We start from the raw sequence: 23,207 nt of genomic DNA on the forward strand, positions 1-23,207 counted from the left end.
CCCGGAGACCTGCGAATTCCCGATGTGGTGACGGTCATGAACGCACTGTCACCCACCCTTCCGAGCGTTAAAATCTCGTCAAGGTGCGCCGGGAAGTCTGGTCGGCAACAGTTCGAGCCGTTGCCGAAAGACCCGGAGGACACCCGTGGCCGCTTCCCGACTGCGCCGCCCGGCGCAGGCCGTGAGTGAGTTCGCCCGCTACCTGCGCACCGAGACCACCGGCGGGATCATCCTGCTCGTGGCCACCGCGATCGCCCTGCTCTGGGCGAACTCGCCGCTCAAGGACAGCTACCACGCGCTCCGCGACTTCGAGATCGGCCCGGAGTTCCTCCACCTCAGCCTGAGCATCGGCGACTGGGCGAAGGACGGCCTGCTCGCGCTGTTCTTCTTCGTCGCCGGGCTCGAACTCAAACGCGAACTCGTCATCGGCGAGCTGTCGCGGTTCAAGCAGGCGGTGCTGCCCGTGGTGGCCGCGATCGGCGGCATGGTCGTGCCCGCACTGATCGCGCTCGGCGTCGGCTGGGGCAGCCCGGGGATGGACAAGGCATGGGCGATCCCGGTCGCCACCGACATCGCGTTCGCGCTGGGTGTGCTCGCGCTCACCGCGTCGAACCTGCCCAGCTCCGCGCGGGTCTTCCTGCTCTCGCTCGCGGTGGTCGACGACCTCGGCGCGATCATCGTCATCGCCGTCCTGTTCACCACCGGCTTCGACCTCGCCGCCGCCGGCGTCGCCGTCGCCGCACTCGCGCTGTACGCGTGGTTGCAGCACAAGCGGGTCCGCACGGCGTGGCTGTACGTGCCGCTGGCGGTGATCGTCTGGGTGGCCGTGCACACGACCGGGATCCACGCGACCATCGCCGGGGTCGCGCTCGGCCTGCTCACCCGCGTCCGCCCGGACGAGGGCGAGGCGGAGGCCCCCGCGCTGCGGCTCGAACACCGCCTCCAGCCGTGGTCGGCGGCCGTCGCCGTCCCGGTGTTCGCGCTGTTCGCGGCGGGGATCACGGTCAACGCCGACGCGCTGAGCGCGGTGTTCACCACGGCACTGCCGCTGGCGGTGCTGGCCGGGCTGCTGGTCGGGAAGGTCGTCGGCATCCTCGGCGCGAGCGCGATCGCCGTCCGGACCGGGCTCGCGGAGAAACCGCGGGGCATGGGCTGGCGCGATCTCGGCGCGTTGTCGCTGCTCGGCGGCGTCGGATTCACCGTGAGCCTGCTGATCGCCGAACTCGCGCTGCCCGAGGAGACGAGCGAACTCGCCAAGGCGGCGGTGCTGATCGCGTCCGCGATCGCGTCGCTCTCGGCCGCCGCACTGCTCCTGCGCCGCAACCGCGCGCACGCCGGGGCGGAGTCCGATGACGACACTCCCGCTGGTCCATCGCGCCCTGCCTAGTGGCACGTGGCACGATGACCACCGTGAGCAGCCCCAAACACGAACGCACCGGCCCCGACGGCGTGGGGGCCGTGCCCTACCTCCCCCTGTCCAACGCGGACGAGGTCGACGGCGAACAGTCCATCGGCAAGCTCGTCGGCGATGCCACCCAGCACCTTTCGACCCTGGTCAGGGCCGAGGTCGAGCTGGCGAAGTCGGAGATCGCCCGCGAAGCGAAGAAGGGCCTCAAGGGCGCCGTCTTCTTCCTCGTCGCGCTGACCGTCGCGCTGTACAGCTCGTTCTTCTTCTTTTTCTTCCTCGGTGAGCTGCTCTCCGAGTGGCTGAAACGCTGGGCCGCGTACGGCATCGTGTTCCTGCTCATGCTGGCCGCCGCCGGCGTCGCCGGGTTCCTCGGCTACCGCAAGGTGAAGCAGATCAAGGGACCCGAGCGGACGATCACCAGCGTCAAGGACACGGCGGCGGCGTTCAAGCCGAGCCAGGAGCCCGAGACCGCGGACGACCTGCCGACCGCGCCCCGGCCCTGAGCACCCCCGTCCCCGAAGACGACACGGTGCAGGCGACGCCCGATCCTTCGATCGTCCGGCTCGACGGACCGTGGGTCCATCGTGACGTCTCCGCGAACGGCATCCTGCTGCACGTCGCCGAGCTCGGCGAGGGCCCGCTCGTGGTGCTGCTGCACGGGTTCGCCGAGTTCTGGTGGACCTGGCACCACCAGCTGACCGCGCTCGCCGACGCCGGGTTCCGCGCGGTGGCGGTCGACCTGCGCGGATACGGCGACTCCGACAAGCCGCCACGCGGCTACGACGCCTGGACACTGGCCGGGGACGTCGGCGGCCTGATCAAGGCGCTGGGCGCCCGCAGGGCCCATCTCGCCGGGCACGCCTGGGGCGGCATGCTCGCCTGGACGGTGGCCGCGCTGCACCCCCGGCTGGTGTCCTCGGTGACGGCGATCGGCGCCGCGCACCCGCTCGCGCTGCGCTCGGCGGTGCGCCGCCTCGCGGTGCTGCGCCGCGGGAGTCAGACCCGCGCGCTGGGGCACCTCTTCCGCTTCCAGGTCCCGATGGCACCGGAACGCCGGCTCGTCGAGGACAACGCCGTCGCCGTCGAAGACCTGTTCCGCGCGTGGTCGGGCCCCGCCTGGCGCGAAACGGCGGACTTCCGCGCCAGCGCGAGGAAGTTCCGGCAGGCGATGCTCGTGCCGGGTGTCGCGCACAGCGCGCTGGAGTACTACCGCTGGGCCTTCCGCGCGCAGTTCCGCGGTGAGGGCAGGCGGTTCACCGACGCCGTCGGCTCGCGGGTCAGCGCGCCCGTGCTGCAACTGCACGGCGAGGCCGACACCTGCGTCCTCCCGGACACCGCGCGTGCCTCGGCGCGCTGGGCCGGGCCGCACAGCCAGCCACGGATCTGGCCGGACGTCGGGCACTTCCCGCACCTCGAAGCGCCCGAGCGCACCACCGACGCGCTCGTGGACTTCCTCAAGTCGCGGGGCCCTCAGGCCAGTTCGAAGTAGTCGCACCCGCCGGTCAGCAGGGCGATCAGCGATTTCTCCAGCAGCGACATGACATCCGAGCGCAGCAGGTTCCGCGCCTCGTCGAGCGTGACGAACGCGGTGTCCTCGACACTGTCGCCGACCGGGCGCACCTGCTCGGCCCGCCCGGCGGCCAGCCCGCCGCCGTCGAAGACGAACATCAGCTGACCGGCCCAGCTCTCGTGCGGGCCGACCCATTCCAGCACCAGCAGCCGCCCCGGGTCGACGGCGAGGCCCAGTTCCTCGCCGATCCGTCCCCGCGCGGCGGCACGCGGGGACTCCGCGGGCCCGACCACCCCGCCCGGCAGGTCCCAGAACGCCTTCAGCGCCGGTTTGACCAGTAGGAGCCTGCCGTCCTCGTCCCGGATCAGGGCGTCGGCGGACACGGGTTTGCGCACCTGTTCCGTGCAGGGCTCGGCGGTCTTCTCCCGGTGCCGGGGCTCATCACTGCGACGGGGCACGCGTCTCCTTCGGGCTGGGGACCCCATTGTGCCCGCGCCGAGCCCTCCCGCGCTGTACCAGTTTCGTGCGTTATCAGTACGGAATCGGGATGGTTCCGACGAATTCGGACCCCCGAGCCGCTCAGCCGATCCAATACCGCCGCTTGGCGGGCCTGCCAGGCGCGGTCGGCACCACGTCCTCCAGCCCGCCCCCGTTGGCCTCGATGACCGCGGCCGACCCGGCGTTGTCCTCGTCGCAGGTGACGAGCACCCGGCCCACCCCGACGGACCTGGCGATCACGAGGCTCTGCCGGAGGATCTCCGTCGCGTACCCCCGCCGCCGGTACGGCGCGAGCACGCCGTAGCCGATGTGCCCCTCGAAGCGTTCGAGGTAGTCGTTGAGGACGTGCCGGATCGACGTCCTGCCCACGAGCCGCCCGTCCACCTCGGCGACCAGGAAGGTCCCCGGGACGATGCCCGGCGGCAGGTTCCGGCCGATCCGCTGGTCGTCGAGCATCGCGAGGTACGCGTCCCACGGCGTCTCTTCCGTGAGCTTCCAGCCGAACTCGAACCCGTCGGACAGCATCGCCCGGTGGGCGGCGCGGAACGCGGTCTCGTCCTCGGCCAGTAGCGGCCGCAACCGCAGGCCGGTGCTGGTGATCATCGGCTCAGCGTAGGGAACGCGGCACGCCGGGCCACGCGAATTTCCGCCCGGGGTCAGGAGGCGCAGGGGCCGGTGCCGACGCCGACCGACTGCCCTGGCGCGGCGTCCACCTCGGCCCTGACCTGGTCCGCGGTCAGCGTGAACCCGGTTTCCGGGTCGTCCACCGCGGCACCGAACACCACCCCGATGACCTGGCCGCCGGGGGTGATCATCGGGCCGCCGGAGTTCCCGCTGCGCACCGGCGCCCGGACGGTGAACACGTCCCGCTGCACGGTGTTGGCCTGGTAGATGTCCGGTCCGCGCAGGTTGATCCGGCCGCGGATCCGCGCCGGTGTCGCCTTGTACGGCCCGTCGAGCGGATAGCCGAGGACGATCGCGTTGTCACCCGCCTTCGCCGTCTGCGGCGCGAACTCCAGCGCGGGCGCCCGCAGCCGCGGCACCGCCAGCACCGCGATGTCGATCTCCGGGTTGAAGTACACGACCTGCGCCCGGAAGTCGCCCGACGTGCTCTCGATCGCCACCTGGTCGGTCCCGGCCACGACGTGCGCGTTGGTCATGACGCGCTGCGGGGAGATCACGAACCCGCTGCCCTCCAGCGATCGCGAGCACGAGGGCGCGTTGCCACGGATCTTCACGACGCTGCCGTGCACGTCCGTCACGACGCGGCTGGCCTGCAACGCCGTGTCGGGCGGGCCGGTGTCGGCGGCGGGCGCCTTCTGGAACGGCTCCATCGCGGCGGGGAAGCCGGACGCGTCGAGCAGCTTGCGCAGCTCGCTCGGGAGCCCCTGCGCGGCGTCCGGGATGGCGTCGTTGACCCGGCCGAGCACCGCGGAACCGTTGATGGCCTTGGCCAGTCCCGGGATCGGCACGCTCGTCAGCGGGGTCGCGATCAGCCAGGCGACCACGAACACCACGGCGGCCTGCACGATGGCGCCGAGCGTCTTGTCCACTCCTGACATCCGCTCCGGGTTGACCTTCTGCCGGATCTTCCGGCCGACCCACACCCCGAGCCCTTCGCCCAGCGCGATCAGGAAAACCACCGTGGCGAACGCGAAGGCCACCTTCGCGACCGGATTGTCGAAGAGGCCGACGACGACCGGGGCGAGCTTGAGCCCGGCGATCGCGCCGAGCACCACGCCGATCAGCGAGGGCACCGCGATGATCACGCCTTGGAACGCGCCGGAGACCCCCGCCAGCAGTGCCAGCACGAGCACCAGCACATCGACCCAGTTCACGGCTTACTCCTCGCCCGTCCCGCCTCGACCGTTCCCCGCGGCGACGCGCGCCCGGTATTCGGCCAACGCTACGTCAAGGTCCCGGACGTCGCCGGGATCCCACTCCCGCTCCCAGCCACCGAGGCCGAGCAGCACGGACAGCAGGCCGGCGGTGAATCCCCAGACGAACAATCCGTCGACCTCGAACGCCGGTCCCTTCCAGGAAGCGCCCGGTTTGCGCACCATGAACCGGTTCGCCGGATCGGCGAGATCGGCCAGCGCGACCCTGGCCACCGACGCCGTCTCCCCGGGATCGACCGCGTGGACCGGCGAAGGTGTTTCCCAGTGCGCGAGCACCGGCGTCACGGCGAAGCGCGACACCGGGACGTACAGCTCGGGAAGCACCGCGATGGGACGGACCCCGGACGGCACGACGCCGGTCTCCTCCTCCGCCTCGCGCAGGGCCGTCCCGACCGGGCCGCCGTCGCTCTCTTCGGCGCCACCGCCGGGAAAGGCGACCTGGCCCGCGTGCGAACCCAGCGTGTCGGCCCGGCGCAGCAGGAGCACGTCCGGGCCCTCGGCCCGTTCCCCGAACAGGATCAGCACGGCCGCCGACCGGGTGTAGCGGTCGTCGGGCGGGCTGAACCGGGTGAACGTCCGCGAGTCGACCTCGCCGCTCACCTTGACCAGGGGGCGAAGCCATTCGGGGACCGACTCGGGCACCACGAGCGGGCCGATCATGGGGCCCCTGCGGTGGTGGCTTCGATGGCTGCGCGCACCTCGTCAGTGTCCCGGAACGTGCGTGGGTTCGCGATGAACCGGACCTGACCACTCGCGGTCACCAGATACGACGCGGGCAGTGACGGGGGCGTCTTGAGCGCCTCGCGGACCGGCCCGGTCCGCCCCGGCCCGTCGTAGACCGACGGCAGGTGGACGCCGAGTTCGGCGAGCAGTCCGAGGCCGTCCTCGGCGGGACTCGCGACCTGGACGCCGAGCACCTTCGCCGCACCGGGCTGACGCGCGTAGTCCTGGAGCACCGGCAGCTCGGTCCGGCACGGCTGGCACCACGACGCCCAGACGTTGACCAGCACCGGACCGCCGGAAAGCGCTTGCCCGAGGTCGACCTTGGCGCCGTCCCCGAGGCAGTCGGCCGAAACTCCGCGCAGCGCCTCGACTTCGCCACCCGGGGGACTCGGACACGGCGTGAGCGCGGCCTTCGCGCGAGCGTCGGCGAGCCCCGGTGAGGGCGGCGTCCGCGCCGGGTCACCACCCCTGGGCAGGAAGGCGACCAGCAACGCGACGGCCAGCACCGCCACCACGAGCGCCCACCTGGTGACCTTCGTCACCGGGACGCCGCGAGCGCCAGGATGTGCTCGCGTTCCGCACCCTTGACGAGTTTGGCGGCCTCTTCGAAGCCCGTGGGCCCGGTGCCGTACGAGGGGCAGTCCTTGGCCAGCGGGCAGGCGCCGCACGCCGGTTTGCGGGCGTGGCAGACGCGGCGACCGTGGAAGATCACCCGGTGCGAGAGCATCGTCCACTCCTTGCGGGGGATCAGCTCGCCGACCGCGTGCTCGACCTTGACCGGGTCCTCCTCGGTGGTCCAGCCCCAGCGGCGGACGAGCCTGCCGAAGTGGGTGTCGACGGTGATGCCCGGGACGTCGAAGGCGTTGCCCAGCACCACGTTCGCGGTCTTGCGGCCGACCCCGGGCAGCGTGACGAGGTCCTTGAGCTTGCCGGGCACTTCGCCGTCGAACCGTTCCACCAGTGCCGCGCCCAGCCCCATCACGGAGTTCGCCTTGGCGCGGTAGAAACCGGTCGAGCGGAGGTACTCCTCCAGCTCGGCGCGATCGGCACCGGCGTAGTCGGCCGCGGTGCGGTAGCGCTTGAACAGCGCGGGGGTGACCAGGTTCACCCGGACATCGGTGGTCTGTGCGGAAAGCACGACGGCGACCAGCAGTTCCAGCGGCGTGGTGAAGTCCAGCTCGCAGTGCGCGTCCGGATACACCTCGTCGAGGCAACGCTTCATACGCCGTGCGCGTCTCACCAAGGCGAGCCGGCTCTCGCTGGCGTCTCCCTTGCGGGGTGCGTTAGTGGCGGCAGGTGGCACCCCGATAGCCTACGGGCGTCGTCGGACGAGCCGATGGAGCACCCAACCGGTGGACGGCCGACACGCCAGAACACCCACCTCGGCGCAGTTCAGGCCGCCATGAGCGAGGATCTGGAGTCAATGCCTAGCTTTGCCAGCGAGTCACATCTGATCACCGAGCGTAGTGGACGTCTGTCATGACCGTCTGGTTCGTCATCCTGGTCCCCCTGGTGATCATGTTCTTCGCGCTGTTCATGGAGCGCGTGGAGAGCAGGCTCAAGCACGTCGCGGTGCAGGAAAACGAAGTCGAGGAGTTCCTCGAGCAGGCGCAGCCCAACGAGGTCAGGGCCCTGTACGGGCACGGGATCGGCCGCGCGCTGGAGCTGTTCCGGCTGCGGCGGCTCGGCGGGAGGGCGGCCAGGCTACGCGCGCGACGCGTGCGGAGTTAGGCTCCTGTGTCGAGCGAGATCGTTTCCGGCTGCCGCGCGCCACGCGGCGCGCCCGAGAGGCGATCTCGCGAGCACGCCCTAGACTGACGCGAAAGTGATTGGCGACACGTTTCCCGGCCGCCGGGAAGCGGGTCGTTCTCGATGAGGAGGCACCCGAGGTGGACGAAACCCTGGCCCGTGCGGGCATTTTCCAGGGGGTGGAGCCGGCGGCCGCGGAGGCACTGGCCCAGACCCTGGAATCCGTGGAGTTCCCCCGTGGCCACGTCATCTTCAACGAGGGTGAGCCCGGCGACAAGCTGTACATCATCCAGTCCGGCAAGGTGAAGATCGGCCGCAAGTCGCCGGACGGGCGCGAGAACCTGCTCGGGATCTTCGGCCCCTCGGACATGTTCGGCGAACTGTCCATTTTCGACCCCGGCCCGCGTACCTCCAGCGCGACGACGGTGACCGAGGTGCGCGCGGTGACGATGGACCGCCCGGCGCTGCGCCAGTGGATCTCGACCCGGCCGGAGATCGCCGAACAGCTGCTGCGCGTGGTCGCGCGTCGGCTGCGCCGGACCAACAACATGGTCGCCGAGCTGATCTTCACCGACGTCCCCGGCCGCGTGGCGCGGGCGCTGCTGCAGCTGGCGCAGCGCTTCGGCAGCCAGGAGGCCGGTCTGCTGCGGGTCACCCACGACCTGACGCAGGAGGAGATCGCCCAGTACGTCGGCGCCTCGCGCGAGACCGTCAACAAGGCCCTCGCCGACTTCGCGCACCGCGGCTGGCTGCGTCTGGAAGGCAAGAGCGTCCTGATCCTGGACCCGGAGCGCCTCGCCCGCCGCGCCCGCTGAGACGGCGTTCGTGGGAGAGCCCTGTTTGCGGAAAGCGCAAACAGGGCTCTCTTCGTCGTGTCCCTTGGGGGTCGAACCCCCAAACCCCCGCCAGGCGGGCTCCGCCCCCTGGACCCCCGGGCCGTGGTCGCCTTGTTCGAGCAAGGCGTCTACTACTCCGTTCAGCCCACGTTGGTCACCTGTTCACCACGTCAGGGCTACCCCGCAGGGGTGAAGGCCGCCAAACTGGCCGGGCCGCGGCCCGACGGACGTGGCGAAACAACAAAGAGCCGGGCGCCACCCCCGACGTGGCGCACCGGCTCTTTGCTTGCGCGGACCATCCCCCGACGATTCGCGCTCCCCGCCCTCCGGATCAGGCCCCGACCCATATGCCGGAGGGAGCTGGGTGATTTTGTGTTGTACAACCATCGCTGGCCCATACCCACGAATTCAAGGCCATTCACTCTCAAGGACGCCGACCCACCGGTTTCGTTGCGCGGGTTCACGGAAAATCCACATAGCGTTACCGGATCGAGACCTGATCGAGGCGCCCGAGGGTTCCTGCCTCAAGCTTGGCAGTGACCAAGGTGACCGTCAAACAACTGGTACCCGCGTACCAGTTTGGGTCATACTGGTACTCGTGTCCCAGTCTGTGCCCGCTCCCGAGGCAGCGCCCTCCCACAAAGAAGCCCACACCTCCCTCGCCGACTACCGCACCGCGCTGACCACGCCCGGCTCCCGCGCCGCCGCCGCGGCGTCCGTGCTCGCGCGACTGCCGATCGCGATGATCGGCATCTCCGCCATGCTCTACGTCCAGCGCGAGACCGGTTCGTTCGCGGACGCGGGAATCGTGTCGGCCAGCCTGCTCGTGGGTGTCTCGCTGGGCGCGGTGGGCCAGGGCAGGCTCATCGACCGCTTCGGCCCGACCCGGCCGCTGCTGCTGACGACGCTGCTGTTCGCGATCGCCGTCACCGGGCTGGTCATCGCCATCGAGGCGCACGCGCCGATCGCGACCCTGATCGCGCTGGGCGCTACGAGCGGCCTCACCCAGCCGACCGTGGGCTCGGCGTCGCGAGCGCTGTGGACCCGGCTGCTGCCGCCCGGCGGCGCCCGCAACGCCGCGTTCTCGTACGAGGCCATCAGCATGGAGGTCTTCTTCATCCTCGGCCCCGGTTTCGCCGGGCTGCTGATCGCCGCGCCGTGGCCGGGCACGGGCATCGTGACCGGGACGGTCGCCATGATCGTCGGCGCGACGGCGTTCGCACTGACCCCGACCGTGCGGGCCTGGGGCGCGTCGGCGAGCCCGGCCGGGCGGCTGCTTGGCGCGCTGGAGAGCCCGGGGATGCGCACCCTCGCGCTGGCCGCGCTGGGTTTCGGCGCGGTGATCGGCTTCGTCGAGGTGGCGGTGCCCGCGGCGGCGACCGAGGCGGGGCACGCCTCGATCGGCGGTGTGCTGCTGTCGGCCTGGTCGCTGAGTTCGGTCGCGTTCGGCGTCGTCTACAGCCTCCGGCCGTGGCCGCGACAGCTGGGCCTGCGGCTGCCGGTGCTGCTCGGCGGGTTCGGCGCACTGGTCGCGTTGCTCGCGCTGCCCTCCTCGCTGTGGGGACTGGCGGTGGCGATGCTGCTCGCCGGCGCGCTGATCACCCCGCAGTCGACCACCCACTCCGCGACGATCGAACTCGTCGCGCCCCAGGGCACCGCGGCCGAGGCGTTCGGCTGGGTGCTCACCTCGGTCACACTGGGACTCGCGGCGGGCCAGTCGATCAGCGGTTCCCTGGTCGAGCACGTCGGCACATGGGCGGCGTTCGTGGCGGCGGCGATCGCCGGTGTCGCGATCGCGGCGCTGCTGTGGCTACTGCGTGGCACGGTCCGCCCGCCGAGCGCGCGTTCGGCGAAGATCGAGACCACCGAACTTGTCGGTGCCGCCCGCTGACCGCGCCCGGCGCCGAAACGAGAGCAAAGGTCCCTTGCTCCCTCCGGCACTGATATCCGGGGGACGAGCGCCCCAATGTGGCATTGGGTGCGTTGGACGCAGCGAATGTGGCGTTCGGTGCGTTGGACGCACCGAACGCCACATTGGGGCGCGGGAAAGCTCAGGCGGCGGATTCGGCGCGGCGGACCGCGGTCTTGATCTCGGCGAAGCTCGGGTTGACCAGCGCGGTCGAGCCGATGATCACGGTGGGCACGACCTCGTTCCCGTTCGCCACCGCGCGCACCCTGGCGGCCGCGTCCGGGTCCTCCCAGATGTTGAACTCCCGGATGTTCAGGTCACTGGACTCCAGGGGCCCGCTCAGCGCCATGCAAAAGGGGCAACCCGGCCGCCAGTAGTACTCGACCTCGACCTCACTCATGCGATCGCCTCGCTCCGCGAGTCAGTGTTCAATTCCTTTTGGCGCATGACATCCATGATTCGCTCGCAAGCATCGCTCATTCGCCAACCTCCGAACGCAGATAGTCCAGCTGGGCCCGCACGCTCAGCTCGGCGGGTGCCCACAGCGCGCGGTCGACGTCGGCGTAGACGACCTCGACCACCTGACGCGGCGTCGCGTCCGCACCGAGCACCCGCAGAGCGGAACGCACCTGCTCCAGCCGCTGTTCCCGATGGGCAAGGTACTCGCGCGCGGTCGAGGCCAGATCGGGAAGCTCGGGGCCGTGTCCCGGCAGGCCGAGGGTGGCCTCGGGCAGGGTGACCAGTTTGCGCAGGGAGCGCAGGTAGTCGCCGAGGTCGTGCAGCACGGTCGTGCCCCGGCCGAGAATGGTGTCCCCGGTCAGGATCTGCCCTTCGGTGCGCAGCGACACGGAATCGCCGGTGTGCCCCGGTGTGTGCACGACGCCGATTTCGAGCCCGCCCGCCGCGACGATCTCACCGTCCACAAGGGACTCCGCGCCGAGGCACAGCGCGGGGTCGAAGGCCCGCACCGGGGCACCGACCCGCTCGGCGAACCACGGCGCGCCCTCGGCGTGGTCGGGGTGGTGGTGGGTGAGCAGCACCAGTTCGACGGCACCGACGTCCGCGAGCAGTTCGAGGTGCTCCAGGTCCCGGTAGCCGGGGTCGACGACGACCGCGGCCGACGCGCCGGGGGCACGCAGCACCCAGCTGTTGGTGCCCTCCAGCGTCATCGACGACGGGTTGTTCTCCAGCAGCACCGACGCCGACGCGGACACCCGGCGCAGCACGCCGTAGGCGGGGGCGGTCACAGTTCCTCCAACACGACGCGGACCTTGTCGCCCTCGCGGACCAGGGTCGGGGCGATCCGGACGATGGTGCGCTCGGCGGCAAGCGCTTCCTCGGCGGTTTCGAACGTGGTCAGCTCGTTGAGCGTGATCCAGGTCGGTGGCATCAGGGTGCGTTTGCCCGCCCGCGCGTCTTCGAGCGCTTCGGCGGGACGCTGCCAGCCCGAACTCGACGCCTCCGACGTCGCCCCGTCCGCCTCCTGCCCGTCGGGCAGCTTGGCGAGGAAGAACCGGGTGTCGTAGCGACGCGGTTCGGCCGCGGGCGTCACCCAGTGCGCCCACGGCCGGAACAGATCGGCACGCAGGGTCAGCCCGGCGCCCGAAAGGAACTCTGCGAGCGAAACCTTGCGGGCGAGCAGGTCCTGCCGGGCTTCGGCGAACGCTGTGACATCAGTCACCGTGGTCTCTTCGGTGCCCGCGAGAAGGACGCCGCACTCCTCGAACGTCTCCCGCACCGCGGCACACACCAGCGCGCGGGCGCCGTCCTCGGCACAGCCGAACAGCGAGCCCCACCACGCCGCGTCGGGGCCCGTCCAGCGCACGGAAGCGTCGGCGTCGCGAGGATCGACCCCGCCGCCGGGGAACACGGTCATGCCCCCGGCGAAGGCCATGCCACGCACCCGGTGCTGGAGGAAGACCTCGAGGCCGGCCGTCCCGTCACGCAGCAGGATCACCGTGGCGGAGTCCTTCGGCGTGACGGGCGGACCGTCCGCGTTGGCCCGGGTACCGACCCCGGCGCCGACCGGGATGTCGAAGATCAGCTCTTCAGGAGAATCAGGCACCCCGGCAACATACCTCCGGATTTCCCCGGTGACTCAAGCGTTCCAGCGATCTCCGCCACTCCGCGACGCGCCGTTGAGGCGGATCTTCGCCGCCTCGGCGCGCTCCCGTTCGGCGAGTTCGGCGTGCAGCTCCCGCAGCAGCGCCCGGTCCCGCTCGCTCAGGCTCGGATCGTCGAGATCCAGCGCGGGCAGCTCGACGACCTCGTGCATGCTCGGCTTGCCCGCGGCGATCTCGCGGCCCTTCTCCGGATCCTCGGCCAGCGCCCGGCGCAGCTGCGCCACCTCGGCCGAGGTCAGGTCCGAGGTCCGCTCGGCCCGCGTCTCCGACCGCGACTTGCGGGCCGGCTGTTCGGCGGGCACCGCGGGCGGGGCCGTCGGCTGCGGCGGAGGGGACGCCTGCACGATCGGCACCACCGGTGCCGGGGCGGACTCGGCCGCCGGGGTACGGATGCCGTGCCTGCTCGGCGCAGCCTCCGCCACCGGCTCGGGAGCCGGTACCGGCGCGGGCGGGGGCGTCGGCGCGACCGGCTCCGGCCGGTAGCTCGGCGCCTGCGTGCTGCCGGCCACCCACACCGGGGACGCCGCGGCGCCCGCCGACTGGTGGTACGTCGAGCGCGCGACGCCGGGCCCGCTGACCTCGACGACCGAACGCAGGCCCGCGCGGCGGAGCGCGGAGTCGACGCGGAAGGCCACCGCGGGCGGGTTGCCCTCCGGCCCCAGTTCCACGAGCACCACGCGCTGCGGCAACGCGCCCGGCACGCTGCCCGCCGGGGTGATCCGCCACACCGCGTGCACGGAGCGGACGTCCGGGAGCACCTGCAGGGTCCGGTCGAGCGCCTCGGCGAGCCCGAACTCCGGCTGGTTCTCCCCGCTGAACCGGTGGCTGTGCACCAGTTCGGCTTCGTCGACGAGCAGATCGTTCGCGAGGGTCGCGTCCGAACGGCTCATCTCCAGCACGAGCGCCAGCTCGCGCTGTTCGGCCGAACTCACCGTGATCTTCCCGGCGATCAGGGTGCCGGTGGTGAGCTCGACGGCTTCGTCGATGTGGGCATGGGCGATCAGTTCACGCGCTTCGGTCAGCGCGCTGTCGTCGATCCGGCCGGCCAGTGCCAGCAGCAGATTGTGCAGACGCAGCGGTACCGAAAACCCGTCCATCGGCGGGGCGTCGTGGACCTCCACCATTGCTTGCTCCCTCCCAGCTCGCTGGCGGAGCGAGCGCTATGCGGCTACCAGACGATTCCCGGTGCCCACGGCACCGAGACACACCAGCTCGGAATTCGCGAGCGCCGCCCGGTGATACCCGGGCAGGTCGAAGCGCGGCGGGATGACCTCGACGCTGGGCTCCTCGTCGCCCAGCACGCGCAGCACCCGCTGCAGCTCGCCGGTCAGCCTCGGCAGGCCGGACAGCGCCGTGACCAGCAGCACGCGCTTGGTCCCGGTCTCTCCGACCACATCGAGGTGACGCCAGCTCTGCCGCACTTCTCCCACATCCGGGCGACCACGCAACGTTGCGTGCATCAACACGGACACGGAATCGACAGAGTTCACCCATTCGGGCGCACTCTGCGTGAATGTGTACCGGGTCTCGGTGACGTCGTCTACCCCCAGGGTGGAACTGACCTGGTGCCAGTCGGCGCCGTGCGGGATGAGCCCCGCGACGAGCAGGCGGTACTCGGTTTGATCAAGGTCAATCCTGTGCTTTAGCAAAGACCTCGGGAGTGTCCTGGCGAGCGTGCCCATCGCGCCCTCGCCGAGCCAGTCCCGGAACCGCCAAAGCAGCTGGTCGGGCAGCCGCCCGGCCAGCCGGAGCAGCAGTTCGTGGGTGGCCTGTTCGATGTCGGGGTCCATCTACCGCACCTCCACGATCAGTTCGATCTCGACCGGCGAGCCGATCGGCAGCTCCGCGACACCGACCGCCGAGCGGGCGTGGATACCCGCCTCGCCGAACACCTCACCCAGCAGCTCGGAAGCGCCGTTGACCACCGCGGGCTGGCCGGTGAAGCCCTCCGCGGAGGCGACGAAGCCGACCACCTTGACGATCCGGACGATCTCGTCGACGCCGACGAGCGCGTGCACCGCGGCGAGCGCGTTGAGCGCCGAGGTGCGGGCGTGCTGTTTCGCCTCTTCGGGGCTGACCTCCGCGCCGACCTTGCCGGTCGCGGCGAGCGCGCCGTCGACGAAGGGCAGCTGACCGGAGGTGTAGACGTGTGAACCGCTGCGCACGGCGGGCACGTAGGCCGCCAGCGGCGCCGCGACCCCTGGTAGTTCGATACCGAGCTCGGCGAGCCGATCGCTCCAGGCCATCGAAGGTTCCCCTCGGTTACTTGGCTCGTTTGAGGTACGCGACGTGCTGTTCGCCCGTCGGGTTGGGCAGCACGGTGACCAGTTCCCAGCCGTCCTCGCCCCACTGGTCGAGGATCTGCTTCGTCGCGTGGATCAGGAGCGGGACGGTCGCGTACTCCCATTTGCTGGCGCTCATAGCCGGGGAGCGTAGCCAAGTGGGCAACCCCCGCGGGGGCGTGTCCGGAAAACCGCCGTGAGTGACCAGGTCACGACTCGCCGAAACCGGCCCGAGTGTGGTTCACTTCACACCTACTCGCGAGTAGATAGGACCTGAGCATGCGGACACCGAAGTCCATCGCCGCCGCCTTCCTGGCCGCGGTCCTCACGCTGATCGCCGCCCCCGCCGCCAGTGCGTCGAGTGACCTTCCCGTCCCGTGGACCGCGGCCGACGCCGTCGCGGCCCAGCTGCGGAACCCGGACGGATCACCGCCCGGCGCCAACGACTTCTCCTGCAGGCCGAGCGCCGCGCACCCCCGGCCCGTCGTCATGCTCCACGGGCTTTCGGCCAACCAGACCGTCAACTGGAACACCTACAGCCCGCTGCTGAAGAACAACGGGTACTGCGTGTTTTCCCTGACCTACGGCAAGAACGGCCTCGGGCTGCCGATCTACCAGCCGGGCGGGCTCAAGCCGATGCCGGAATCCGCCCAGCAGGTCGCGGCGTTCGTCGACAAGGTGCTCGCCGCCACCGGCGCGTCCAAAGTAGACATTCTCGGGCACTCCGAGGGCACGCTGATGCCTTCCTACTACGTGAAGTTCCTCGGCGGCGCGTCCAAAGTGGACAAGTACGTGAGCCTCACCCCGTTGTGGGAAGGCACGACGCTGCTCGGGCTTTCCCAGCTCTACCAGGCCGGGAAGGTAATCGGCCTGAGCCAGCTCATCGACGGCGTGCTCAGCCCCGCGTGCGGGTCGTGCACGCAGTTCCTGTCCGGTTCGGACTTCCTCAAGGAACTGCACAGCGGCAACGGAATCTTCCAGCCCGGCGTCAGCTACACGAACATCCTCACGCGCTACGACGAACTCGTCATTCCCTACACGAACGGTCTCGGCAAGGGCCCGAACGTGCGGAACATCGTCCTGCAGGACACCTGCGCGCTCGACGTCGCGGAGCACCTCGGGCTGGCCTTCGACCGCAACGCGGCCGGGCACATCCTCAACGCCCTCGACCCCGCGCACGCGAAACCCGTCCCCTGCCGCCCGGCGAGCATCCTCGGCAGCTGACGTTCCGTGGGGGCCTCCCCGAGGGACCTGGAGTCCCTCGGGGAGGCCCCCACGGACCGCTAACGTTGACCTGTGGAGACTTGGCGGATCGTCGCGACCGTGCTGCTGGCCGCGGCGGGGCTGCCGCTCGTGCTGGTCGTGATGGCGAAGGCGCGAGACCGGACGAAGAGCTCCGGCCAGGTCGCGCTGGCGGGCGTCGTCACGCTGACCGTGCTCGCGATCCTGGCTGTGGTGATGCTCACGGTCCTGCCCGGCGTGGCGACCTGGATCATCGTCGCCGTCGTGGCGACAGCGGTCAGCGTCATGATGCTCGCCAGTTAACGGCTGATTTAGGGTGATCCGGTGACAACTCCCTCCACCGGCTGGTCCGACGAGCTTGCCCGTGCCCGGCTGCATTTCGTCACCGGCAAGGGCGGGACGGGCAAGACCACGCTCGCCGCCGCGCTGGGTCTCGCGCTGGCCCGCGAGGGCAGGCGTGCCCTGCTCATCGAGGTCGAAGGCCGCCAGGGCATCGCGCAGCTCTTCGACACCGAGCCGCTGCCCTACGCCGAGCAGCGCATCGCCGCGGTCCCCGGCGGGGGTGAGCTGCGCGCGCTGCACATCGACGTCGAGGCGGCGCTGCTCGAATACTTCGAGATGTTCTACAACCTGGGTTTCGCCGGGCGGACGCTGCGCCGGATGGGCGCGATCGAGTTCGCGACCACGCTCGCGCCCGGCCTGCGCGACGTGCTGCTCACCGGCAAGATCAAGGAGTGCGTCGGCCGCACCGAGTCCGACGGGCGGCACACCTACGACGCCGTCGTGGTCGACTCGCCGCCGACCGGCCGGGTCGTCAAGTTCCTCGACGTCACCAAGGCGCTGACCGACCTCGCCAAGACCGGCCCGATCCGCGGCCAGGCCGACGGCGTCGTCCGGCTGCTGCACTCCGGCGAGACCGCCGTGCACCTGGTCACCCTCCTGGAGGAGATGCCGGTCCGGGAAACCGTCGAAGCCGTCGCCGAACTCGACGGGGCCGATCTGCGCCCCGGCGCCGTGCTGGTGAACCGGGTCCGCCCGCCCCGGCTGCCCGCGCGCTCGGTCACCGCCGCCGCGGACGGACGCGTCGACGCCTCCCGCGTCCGGTCCGGGCTCGCCTCGGCCGGGCTCAAGCTGCCCGCCGAGACGCTGGACGCGCTGGTCGAGGAGACCGTCGAACACGCCGTGCGTGTGGCCGCCGAGCAACGCGCGCGCGAGCAGCTCACCGAGGCCGACCTGCCGACGCTGGAGCTGCCGGAGATCAACGAGGGCATCGACGTCGCGGCGCTGTACGACCTGGCCGAGGCGCTGATCGACCAGGGGGTGCGCTGATGACCGCGATCGACATCGACGCCTTGCTCGACGACCCGAACAGCCGGGTGATCGTCTGCTGTGGCTCGGGCGGCGTCGGCAAGACGACCACCGCGGCCGCCCTCGCCCTGCGCGCGGCCGAACGCGGCAGGCAGACCGTGGTGCTCACGATCGACCCGGCGCGACGGCTCGCGCAGGCGCTCGGCCTGCGGGAGCTCGGCAACCATCCGCGTCAGGTACAGGTCGCGGGCTTCGAGCCGAAGGGCGAGCTGTGGGCGATGATGCTCGACATGCGCCGCACCTTTGACGACATGGTGCGCAAGCACGCCGGCCCGGAACGTGCCGAGCAGCTGCTGAAGAACCCCTTCTACCAGACGATTTCCACGTCGTTCTCCGGCACGCAGGAGTACATGGCGATGGAGAAGCTCGGCCAGCTCGCGGCCACCGACGAGTGGGACCTGATCGTCGTCGACACCCCGCCGAGCCGGTCCGCGCTGGACTTCCTCGACGCGCCGACCCGGCTTTCGAGCGCGCTCGACGGGCGGATGATCCGCCTGCTCACCGGGCCGGCGAAGGCGGGCGGCTGGGGCCTGCGCAAGGTGGTCAACGCCGGGTTCTCGATGTTCGCCAAGGCGGTGTCGACGATCATCGGCGGCCAGCTGCTCACCGACGCGTCGGCGTTCATGCAGGCCTTCGACACCATGTTCGGCGGTTTCCGCGAACGGGCCCGCAAGACCGCCGAGCTGCTGCGGTCGGCCGGGACCTCGTTCCTGGTGGTGGCCGCGCCGGAGCCGGACGCGCTGCGCGAGGCCTCCTACTTCGTGGAGCGGCTCTCCGAGGAGTCGATGCCGCTGGCCGGGCTGGTCGCGAACCGGACGCATCCGGTGCTCGCGCCGCTGTCCGGCACGGAGGCGCTGGCCGCGGCGGAGTCCCTGCAGGAGGGCAACACGAACGCGCCGCTCGCCGAGGCGGTGCTGCGGCTGCACGCCGACCGCGTCGCGCTCGCCGACCGGGAGACCCGGCTGCTCGCGCGCTTCACCAAGGCCCATCCGGAGGTGCCGCTCGCACGGGTGCCCGCGCTGGCGGGCGACGTGCACGACATCGACGGCCTGCGTGACATCGGCGTCAAACTCGCCACCTCGTAGACCGGCGGGATGTAACGCCACCGCCACCCCGGACCGATGCCCTGAACGACGCGTTCCGGACGACAAACCTCCACAACAGCCGACGAGGGCAGCACGAAGTCGCCGATCCGCGCGCTCCCGGCGCCGAGGGGCACCGAGAGCGCGGCGAAACGGCGGTGGCCGGAGTCGCGCGCCTAGCTCACGGCGACCTTGACCTCGGCGTCCCGCTTGGCGGCCTCCAGCAGGTCCGACCAGCTGGCGACCTCCGGGCGGCGGCGCAGCAGGGCGCGCCGCTCCCGTTCGGTCATCCCGCCCCAGACCCCGAAGTTGATCCGGCCGTCGAGCGCCTCGGCGAGGCACTCGGTACGGACCGGGCAGCCCATGCACACGGCCTTCGCCCGGTTCTGCTCGGCTCCCCGGACGAACAGGCCGTCCGGATCGGCGTCACGGCACGACGCGTTGATTCGCCAGCTCGACTGGCTGGTGCTGTCCATACGACCCCCAGCTCCTCCCCTGGTGATCGACACCCACCACGGGCACGAAGCTCTCGCTCCACCCCATGAGCGTGTCTCCCTCTGCTCACGTCGACCTCCGGCACCTCCCCGGCGCCGGGCCTCCGTTCGGACGAGCGACCTCTCCTCGCGCTCGGCCATCCGTCGGCAGTCTTCGTGAGTTGTTGACGGACTGTAGGGGCCCTCGGTTCCCCCCGCCAAGACCTAGCTTGCCTTCCGTTACCAGAAGTCACCTCAGCGGGTCTGTTTTGTCACCGACGTCACACCGTGACGGGTGTGAGGTCACAGCGTCACCACAAGCTCCGCGTACCCTGGCCCCGTGCGCAAACCAGACGGTCTCTTCAAGCTCCTCGGCCTCTGTCTGCTCGCGGGGGTGCTCGTCGCCGGGATCCTGTTCCCGGTCGTCGGCGCCGCCGGTGTCGTGTCCAACCAGGCCAGCGAAACGGTCGACAAGACCTCGTCCGACCTCGCCGACGTCCCCCCGCCGCTGGTCACCACGGTCACCGATTCGGCGGGCGACCCGATCGCGACGCTGTACAGCCAGTACCGGCTCCCGGTGAAGACGGACCAGATCAACGACGCGATGAAGTGGGCGCTGATCTCGGTCGAGGACAAGCGCTTCTACGAGCACCACGGTGTCGACTGGAAGGGCACCCTGCGCGCCGCGGTCAGCAACGGCGCGGGCGGGGACACCCAGGGCGCCTCGACGCTGACCCAGCAGTACGTCAAGAACTACCTGATCAACGTGGTCAACCGGAACGACAAGATCGCGCAGGAGAAGGCGCAGGAGCAGTCGATCGCGCGCAAGCTCAAGGAAGCCCGGATCGCGATCCAGCTGGAGACGAAGCTCTCGAAGGAGCAGATCGTCGCGGGCTACCTGAACATCGTCGAGTTCTCCCGGCAGATCTACGGGGTCGGCGCCGCCGCGCAGTCCTACTTCGGCGTCCCGCCGGAGAAGCTGACCGTGCCGCAGGCCGCGCTGCTGGCCGGCATGGTGAACAACCCCATCGCCAACGACCCGTGGAACCACCCCGCCGCCGCGACCACGCGCCGCAACCTCGTGCTCGATCGCATGGTGGACAACCAGAAGCTCGCCAAGGCCGACGCCGACCGCTTCAAGACCGAGCCGCTCGGCGTCACCCCGGACGGACCGCAGAAGCCCGCCGCCAACTGCATCGGCGCCGGGCCCGAGAACGGGTTCTTCTGCCAGTACGTCGAGGAATACCTGCGTCAGCAGACCGGGATGTCCAAGGACGAGCTGTACTCCGGCGGCTACACGATCAAGTCGACGCTGGACAAACGGGCCAACCACGAAGCCAAGATCTCCGCGGAAACCCAGGTCAAGAAGACCCAGAACAACGTGGCGAACACGTTGTCACTGGTGAGACCGGGCAAGGAACGCCACGAGGTGGTCGCGCTGGCCGCCAACCGTGACTACGGAACCGACCAGGCACAGGGACAGACGACCTACGGGCTGCCCTACGACGTCGCCAACGTCACCGGCGCGGGATCGAGCTACAAGATCTTCACCGCCGCGGCGGCACTGGACAAGAACGCGGCGGGGATCTACAGCACCATCCCGACGCCGCAGACCTACATCTCAAAGGTCTTCACCAGTGGGCCGGGCGGCTGCGGCCCGCTGGTTGCCCAGGCAACCTGGGCGTACTGCCTCAGCAACTACGGTGAAGGCAACTACGGCCCGCAGATGTCGCTTCAGCAAGCGTTGGCCACCTCGCCGAACACCGGATTCGTCGCGCTTGAGGAAAAGGTCGGCCTCGGGCCGGTCCTCGACATGGCAAGCAAGCTCGGGATGCGCAACACGATGGCGTCCAACCCCGCCACCGGCGGCACGGTCAATCCGAAATCCCAGGAGCCCCAGGAACGAGAGTCGCAGGCCTCGTTCTACGGTCCGAAGGGAAACTCGCCGGGCATCGGTGCGTTCACCCTCGGCTTCAGCCCGACCAGCGGCCTCGAACTCGCCAACGTCGCCGCGACGATCGTGAGCGGCGGAAAATGGTGCCCGCCCACCCCGATCGCCCAGATCCTCGACCGCAACGGCAATCCGAAGCCCATCAAGGAAGCCCCCTGCGAGCAGGTCGTTCCCGAAGCGCTGGCGAACACACTCGCCGTCGGCATGAGCAAGGACAGCCAGTCGGGCACGTCCTCCCGGGCGGCACGGGAAGCCCACTGGGACCGGCCCACCATGGGCAAGACCGGAACCACCAACACCAGCGGTTCCGGCACCTACGTCGGGGCCACCCCGCAGCTGGCCGGTGCCGCCATGGTGTTCCGTCACCCAGGTAACCCCAACGGCGGCCTCCGCTACAACGGGCCCGGCAACGTGGTTGCGGTCCAGGGCGACGGCAATATGTTCGGCGGCATGACCCCGGCCCAGACCTGGTTCGGCGCCATGGGCAACATCCTGAAGGACCAACCCGCCTTGCCGCTCCCCGCACCCGATCCGAAATACACCGGCGGCGCGGGCTGAGCCACCGCGCGAGCAGGCCCCGGCCGGTCGGCCGGGGCCTGCTTTGTCTTTGCGGGGTAACGAATCCGGCTCGACATCGTAATAAGTGACCGGATTCGCGCCTCCTCCCGTTCGGCCGTTCGGCGGAACGGGGAGACGCGGGAGAACGGAAAAGATCAGCGGACCGCGAGCACACCGCCGGGCGCCGCGAAACCGTTTCGGGAACAACCACGAACGCCACGGAAACGACTACCCGAAGTAACCGAATCACCGGCGGAGATCCTTCAACGAATTTCCCGGAACCGGTCAACACCTTCCACCCATGAGCACGTATCCTGGACAATGTGAACACGCTCAGTAATGCACGTACTTCTTCCGGGGCGACGTTCCGCCGTCTCGCCGTGGGGACCCTCGCACTCGGCACCGCGACCCTCGGCTACGCGATCGGCATCGAACGCCGTCACTGGACGCTGCGCACCGCCGAGCTGCCCGTTCTCGCCCCGGGCGCCCGGCCGTTCACCATCCTCCACGTCTCCGACCTGCACATGCTCCCCGGCCAGCACAGCAAACAACGCTGGGTCGCCGCACTCGACGAACTCGAACCCGACCTCGTCGTCAACACCGGGGACAACCTCTCGCACCGCACCGCCGTACCGTCGGTCGTCCGCGCGCTCGGGCCACTGCTCGACCGGCCCGGCCTCTTCGTCTTCGGCAGCAACGACTACTACGCGCCCAAGCCGAAGAACCCCGCCCGCTACCTCATGCCCAAGGGCAAGAAGAAGCGCATCCACGGCGTCCACCTGCCCTGGCGCGACCTCCGCGCCGCCTTCGTCGAACACGGCTGGACCGACCTCACCCACGTCCGCCGCACCGTCGACGTCGCGGGCCAGTCCGTCTTCGCCGCCGGCGTCGACGACCCCCACCTCCGCCGCGACCGCTACGCCGACATCTCCGGCCCCGCCGACCGCCGCGCCGCCGTCCGGCTCGGCGTCACTCACTCACCCGAACCCCGCGTCCTCGACACCTTCGCCACCGACGGTTACGACCTCGTCCTCGCCGGGCACACCCACGGCGGCCAGCTCCGCATCCCCGGATACGGCGCCCTCGTCACCAACTGTGAACTCGACCGCACCCGCGCCCGCGGCGCCTCCCGCTGGGGCGCCCACATGTGGCTGCACGTCTCCGCCGGACTCGGCACGTCACCGTACGCACCCGCCCGCTTCGCCTGCCCGCCGGAAGCCAGCCTGTTGACGCTGGTCCCGCGCGGATCCGAGCCACGAAACCCCCGGAAGCAAGCCCCACGCAAGGCCCGAAACAGCGTCCGCTAGACTTCTTCTCGACCCACTGAGCAGTACAGCGGTAATCGGGGTGTGGCGCAGCTTGGTAGCGTGCCTCGTTCGGGTCGAGGAGGTCGTGGGTTCAAATCCCGCCACCCCGACGAGTAAGTCTGTAGGGCCCTGTGTTCGCGGAAAGCGCGAACACAGGGCCCTATGAGCTTCCCCCGGTTGTCCGGACACCTCACCTGAGGTGACCGCCGGTCACCAGGGAGGATGTTCTGGTGCCTGCACCACACCCGCCTGAGTTTCGTCAGCGTGCCGTCGAGCTGGCCCGTCTGGGC

Annotated in this window: 26 protein-coding genes and 1 tRNA gene; 13 read left to right on the forward strand and 14 right to left on the reverse strand. The window is 70.3% G+C overall.

What is annotated here, in order from left to right; translation table 11 throughout:
• Nucleotides 1-145 precede the first annotated feature (145 nt).
• From nhaA to ABD987_RS39130, 3 genes are read left to right on the forward strand one after another with little or no spacing between them, the layout of a single operon-like run.
• Nucleotides 146-1,387: a Na+/H+ antiporter NhaA gene (gene nhaA / locus ABD987_RS39120; protein WP_345406689.1), complete on the forward strand. Its 1,242-nt coding sequence runs from the start codon at nucleotides 146-148 to the stop codon at nucleotides 1,385-1,387.
• Nucleotides 1,388-1,401: 14 nt separating this feature from the next.
• Nucleotides 1,402-1,911, forward strand: coding sequence for a phage holin family protein (locus tag ABD987_RS39125; protein WP_345406692.1), 510 nt, complete (start codon nucleotides 1,402-1,404; stop codon nucleotides 1,909-1,911).
• A gap of 26 nt (nucleotides 1,912-1,937) precedes the next feature.
• Nucleotides 1,938-2,897 carry an alpha/beta fold hydrolase gene (locus ABD987_RS39130; protein ID WP_345406695.1) on the forward strand — a complete coding sequence of 320 codons (960 nt, stop codon included), beginning with the start codon at nucleotides 1,938-1,940 and terminating at the stop codon, nucleotides 2,895-2,897.
• Here the strand turns inward: ABD987_RS39130 and ABD987_RS39135 are convergent.
• The 6 genes from ABD987_RS39135 to nth form a co-directional block, all read right to left on the reverse strand.
• The gene (locus tag ABD987_RS39135; RefSeq protein ID WP_345406698.1) at nucleotides 2,879-3,376 is read right to left on the reverse strand and encodes an NUDIX domain-containing protein; all 498 of its coding nucleotides are present in this window, start codon (nucleotides 3,374-3,376) and stop codon (nucleotides 2,879-2,881) included. The two genes, ABD987_RS39130 and ABD987_RS39135, sit on opposite strands and share 19 nt — an antisense overlap.
• 121 nt (nucleotides 3,377-3,497) lie before the next feature.
• Nucleotides 3,498-4,019 (reverse strand): GNAT family N-acetyltransferase, encoded by a 522-nt coding sequence (locus tag ABD987_RS39140; protein WP_345406701.1) that lies wholly within the window; start codon nucleotides 4,017-4,019, stop codon nucleotides 3,498-3,500.
• 53 nt (nucleotides 4,020-4,072) lie between these two features.
• A complete protein-coding gene (locus ABD987_RS39145; RefSeq protein ID WP_345406704.1) occupies nucleotides 4,073-5,254 on the reverse strand; it encodes a MarP family serine protease in 1,182 nt (393 codons plus the stop codon).
• 3 nt (nucleotides 5,255-5,257) lie between these two features.
• Entirely contained in the window at nucleotides 5,258-5,974 is a 717-nt protein-coding gene (locus ABD987_RS39150) for an NUDIX hydrolase (protein WP_345406707.1), read from the reverse strand.
• Nucleotides 5,971-6,579 carry a TlpA family protein disulfide reductase gene (locus tag ABD987_RS39155; protein WP_345406710.1) on the reverse strand — a complete coding sequence of 203 codons (609 nt, stop codon included), beginning with the start codon at nucleotides 6,577-6,579 and terminating at the stop codon, nucleotides 5,971-5,973. The genes ABD987_RS39150 and ABD987_RS39155 overlap by 4 nt, the downstream gene beginning before the upstream one ends.
• Complete coding sequence (nth, locus tag ABD987_RS39160) at nucleotides 6,576-7,259, reverse strand: endonuclease III (protein ID WP_345406713.1); 684 nt, start codon at nucleotides 7,257-7,259, stop codon at nucleotides 6,576-6,578. Before nth ends, ABD987_RS39155 begins: the two co-directional genes overlap by 4 nt.
• A 257-nt stretch (nucleotides 7,260-7,516) precedes the next feature.
• On the opposite strand from nth, the gene ABD987_RS39165 reads away from it, so the two are divergent.
• From ABD987_RS39165 to ABD987_RS39175, 3 genes are all read left to right on the forward strand, one after another.
• Nucleotides 7,517-7,768, forward strand: coding sequence for a hypothetical protein (locus ABD987_RS39165; protein WP_013230551.1), 252 nt, complete (start codon nucleotides 7,517-7,519; stop codon nucleotides 7,766-7,768).
• Between the two features lie 158 nt (nucleotides 7,769-7,926).
• Entirely contained in the window at nucleotides 7,927-8,601 is a 675-nt protein-coding gene (locus ABD987_RS39170; RefSeq protein ID WP_003081747.1) for a Crp/Fnr family transcriptional regulator, read from the forward strand.
• A 619-nt stretch (nucleotides 8,602-9,220) separates the two neighbouring features.
• Nucleotides 9,221-10,513: an MFS transporter gene (locus tag ABD987_RS39175; RefSeq protein ID WP_345406730.1), complete on the forward strand. Its 1,293-nt coding sequence runs from the start codon at nucleotides 9,221-9,223 to the stop codon at nucleotides 10,511-10,513.
• A 160-nt stretch (nucleotides 10,514-10,673) separates the two neighbouring features.
• Here the strand turns inward: ABD987_RS39175 and ABD987_RS39180 are convergent, their stop codons facing one another.
• The 7 genes from ABD987_RS39180 to sp36 all read right to left on the reverse strand — a co-directional run bounded on the left by ABD987_RS39180 (nucleotide 10,674) and on the right by sp36 (nucleotide 15,075).
• On the reverse strand, nucleotides 10,674-10,931 hold the full coding sequence (locus tag ABD987_RS39180; RefSeq protein ID WP_345406733.1) for a glutaredoxin family protein: 258 nt from the start codon (nucleotides 10,929-10,931) through the stop codon (nucleotides 10,674-10,676).
• A gap of 76 nt (nucleotides 10,932-11,007) precedes the next feature.
• A complete protein-coding gene (locus ABD987_RS39185; protein WP_345406736.1) occupies nucleotides 11,008-11,778 on the reverse strand; it encodes an MBL fold metallo-hydrolase in 771 nt (256 codons plus the stop codon).
• Nucleotides 11,775-12,596, reverse strand: coding sequence for an NUDIX hydrolase (locus ABD987_RS39190; protein ID WP_378214064.1), 822 nt, complete (start codon nucleotides 12,594-12,596; stop codon nucleotides 11,775-11,777). Before ABD987_RS39190 ends, ABD987_RS39185 begins: the two co-directional genes overlap by 4 nt.
• A 33-nt stretch (nucleotides 12,597-12,629) precedes the next feature.
• The gene (locus ABD987_RS39195) at nucleotides 12,630-13,778 is read right to left on the reverse strand and encodes a hypothetical protein (RefSeq protein ID WP_345406739.1); all 1,149 of its coding nucleotides are present in this window, start codon (nucleotides 13,776-13,778) and stop codon (nucleotides 12,630-12,632) included.
• A gap of 36 nt (nucleotides 13,779-13,814) precedes the next feature.
• A complete protein-coding gene (locus tag ABD987_RS39200) occupies nucleotides 13,815-14,444 on the reverse strand; it encodes a hypothetical protein (RefSeq protein WP_345406742.1) in 630 nt (209 codons plus the stop codon).
• Complete coding sequence (locus tag ABD987_RS39205) at nucleotides 14,445-14,900, reverse strand: RidA family protein (RefSeq protein WP_345406745.1); 456 nt, start codon at nucleotides 14,898-14,900, stop codon at nucleotides 14,445-14,447.
• A gap of 16 nt (nucleotides 14,901-14,916) precedes the next feature.
• Nucleotides 14,917-15,075, reverse strand: a complete 159-nt coding sequence (sp36, locus tag ABD987_RS39210; RefSeq protein ID WP_345406748.1) for a Sp36 family protein — start codon at nucleotides 15,073-15,075, stop codon at nucleotides 14,917-14,919.
• 140 nt (nucleotides 15,076-15,215) lie between these two features.
• Here sp36 and ABD987_RS39215 point away from each other — a divergent pair, with 140 nt between their 5' ends.
• From ABD987_RS39215 to bagB, 4 genes are all read left to right on the forward strand, one after another.
• Nucleotides 15,216-16,160, forward strand: a complete 945-nt coding sequence (locus ABD987_RS39215) for an esterase/lipase family protein (RefSeq protein WP_345406751.1) — start codon at nucleotides 15,216-15,218, stop codon at nucleotides 16,158-16,160.
• 72 nt (nucleotides 16,161-16,232) lie between these two features.
• Nucleotides 16,233-16,481, forward strand: coding sequence for a hypothetical protein (locus tag ABD987_RS39220; protein ID WP_345406754.1), 249 nt, complete (start codon nucleotides 16,233-16,235; stop codon nucleotides 16,479-16,481).
• A 21-nt stretch (nucleotides 16,482-16,502) separates the two neighbouring features.
• Nucleotides 16,503-17,507 (forward strand): ATPase BagA, encoded by a 1,005-nt coding sequence (gene bagA / locus ABD987_RS39225; protein WP_345406757.1) that lies wholly within the window; start codon nucleotides 16,503-16,505, stop codon nucleotides 17,505-17,507.
• Complete coding sequence (bagB, locus tag ABD987_RS39230; RefSeq protein WP_345406760.1) at nucleotides 17,507-18,631, forward strand: ATPase BagB; 1,125 nt, start codon at nucleotides 17,507-17,509, stop codon at nucleotides 18,629-18,631. Before bagA ends, bagB begins: the two co-directional genes overlap by 1 nt.
• Before the next feature lie 173 nt (nucleotides 18,632-18,804).
• On the opposite strand, the gene ABD987_RS39235 is transcribed toward bagB, so the two are convergent.
• The gene (locus ABD987_RS39235) at nucleotides 18,805-19,104 is read right to left on the reverse strand and encodes a WhiB family transcriptional regulator (RefSeq protein ID WP_345406763.1); all 300 of its coding nucleotides are present in this window, start codon (nucleotides 19,102-19,104) and stop codon (nucleotides 18,805-18,807) included.
• Between the two features lie 337 nt (nucleotides 19,105-19,441).
• Between ABD987_RS39235 and ABD987_RS39240 the strand changes: the two genes are divergently transcribed.
• The 3 genes from ABD987_RS39240 to ABD987_RS39250 all read left to right on the forward strand — a co-directional run bounded on the left by ABD987_RS39240 (nucleotide 19,442) and on the right by ABD987_RS39250 (nucleotide 23,027).
• A complete protein-coding gene (locus ABD987_RS39240) occupies nucleotides 19,442-21,610 on the forward strand; it encodes a transglycosylase domain-containing protein (protein ID WP_345406766.1) in 2,169 nt (722 codons plus the stop codon).
• A 380-nt stretch (nucleotides 21,611-21,990) separates the two neighbouring features.
• Nucleotides 21,991-22,917: a metallophosphoesterase gene (locus ABD987_RS39245; protein ID WP_345406769.1), complete on the forward strand. Its 927-nt coding sequence runs from the start codon at nucleotides 21,991-21,993 to the stop codon at nucleotides 22,915-22,917.
• A 36-nt stretch (nucleotides 22,918-22,953) separates the two neighbouring features.
• Nucleotides 22,954-23,027 (forward strand) — tRNA-Pro (locus ABD987_RS39250).
• Nucleotides 23,028-23,207: the final 180 nt, after the last annotated feature.

The sequence above is a fragment of the Amycolatopsis samaneae genome, assembly GCF_039541975.1.
Taxonomy (GTDB): Bacteria; Actinomycetota; Actinomycetes; order Mycobacteriales; family Pseudonocardiaceae; genus Amycolatopsis; species Amycolatopsis samaneae.

What these genes read in the sequence shown, in the direction of transcription:
- ABD987_RS39125 (WP_345406692.1), top strand. Translation starts at nt 1,402, where the DNA reads ATGACCACCGTGAGCAGCCCCAAACACGAACGCACCGGCCCCGACGGC.
- ABD987_RS39140 (WP_345406701.1), bottom strand. Translation starts at nt 4,019, where the DNA reads ATGATCACCAGCACCGGCCTGCGGTTGCGGCCGCTACTGGCCGAGGAC.
- ABD987_RS39150 (WP_345406707.1), bottom strand. Translation starts at nt 5,974, where the DNA reads ATGATCGGCCCGCTCGTGGTGCCCGAGTCGGTCCCCGAATGGCTTCGC.
- nth (WP_345406713.1), bottom strand. Translation starts at nt 7,259, where the DNA reads ATGAAGCGTTGCCTCGACGAGGTGTATCCGGACGCGCACTGCGAGCTG.
- ABD987_RS39165 (WP_013230551.1), top strand. Translation starts at nt 7,517, where the DNA reads ATGACCGTCTGGTTCGTCATCCTGGTCCCCCTGGTGATCATGTTCTTC.
- ABD987_RS39180 (WP_345406733.1), bottom strand. Translation starts at nt 10,931, where the DNA reads ATGAGTGAGGTCGAGGTCGAGTACTACTGGCGGCCGGGTTGCCCCTTT.
- ABD987_RS39195 (WP_345406739.1), bottom strand. Translation starts at nt 13,778, where the DNA reads ATGGTGGAGGTCCACGACGCCCCGCCGATGGACGGGTTTTCGGTACCG.
- ABD987_RS39200 (WP_345406742.1), bottom strand. Translation starts at nt 14,444, where the DNA reads ATGGACCCCGACATCGAACAGGCCACCCACGAACTGCTGCTCCGGCTG.
- ABD987_RS39205 (WP_345406745.1), bottom strand. Translation starts at nt 14,900, where the DNA reads ATGGCCTGGAGCGATCGGCTCGCCGAGCTCGGTATCGAACTACCAGGG.
- sp36 (WP_345406748.1), bottom strand. Translation starts at nt 15,075, where the DNA reads ATGAGCGCCAGCAAATGGGAGTACGCGACCGTCCCGCTCCTGATCCAC.
- ABD987_RS39215 (WP_345406751.1), top strand. Translation starts at nt 15,216, where the DNA reads ATGCGGACACCGAAGTCCATCGCCGCCGCCTTCCTGGCCGCGGTCCTC.
- bagB (WP_345406760.1), top strand. Translation starts at nt 17,507, where the DNA reads ATGACCGCGATCGACATCGACGCCTTGCTCGACGACCCGAACAGCCGG.
- ABD987_RS39235 (WP_345406763.1), bottom strand. Translation starts at nt 19,104, where the DNA reads ATGGACAGCACCAGCCAGTCGAGCTGGCGAATCAACGCGTCGTGCCGT.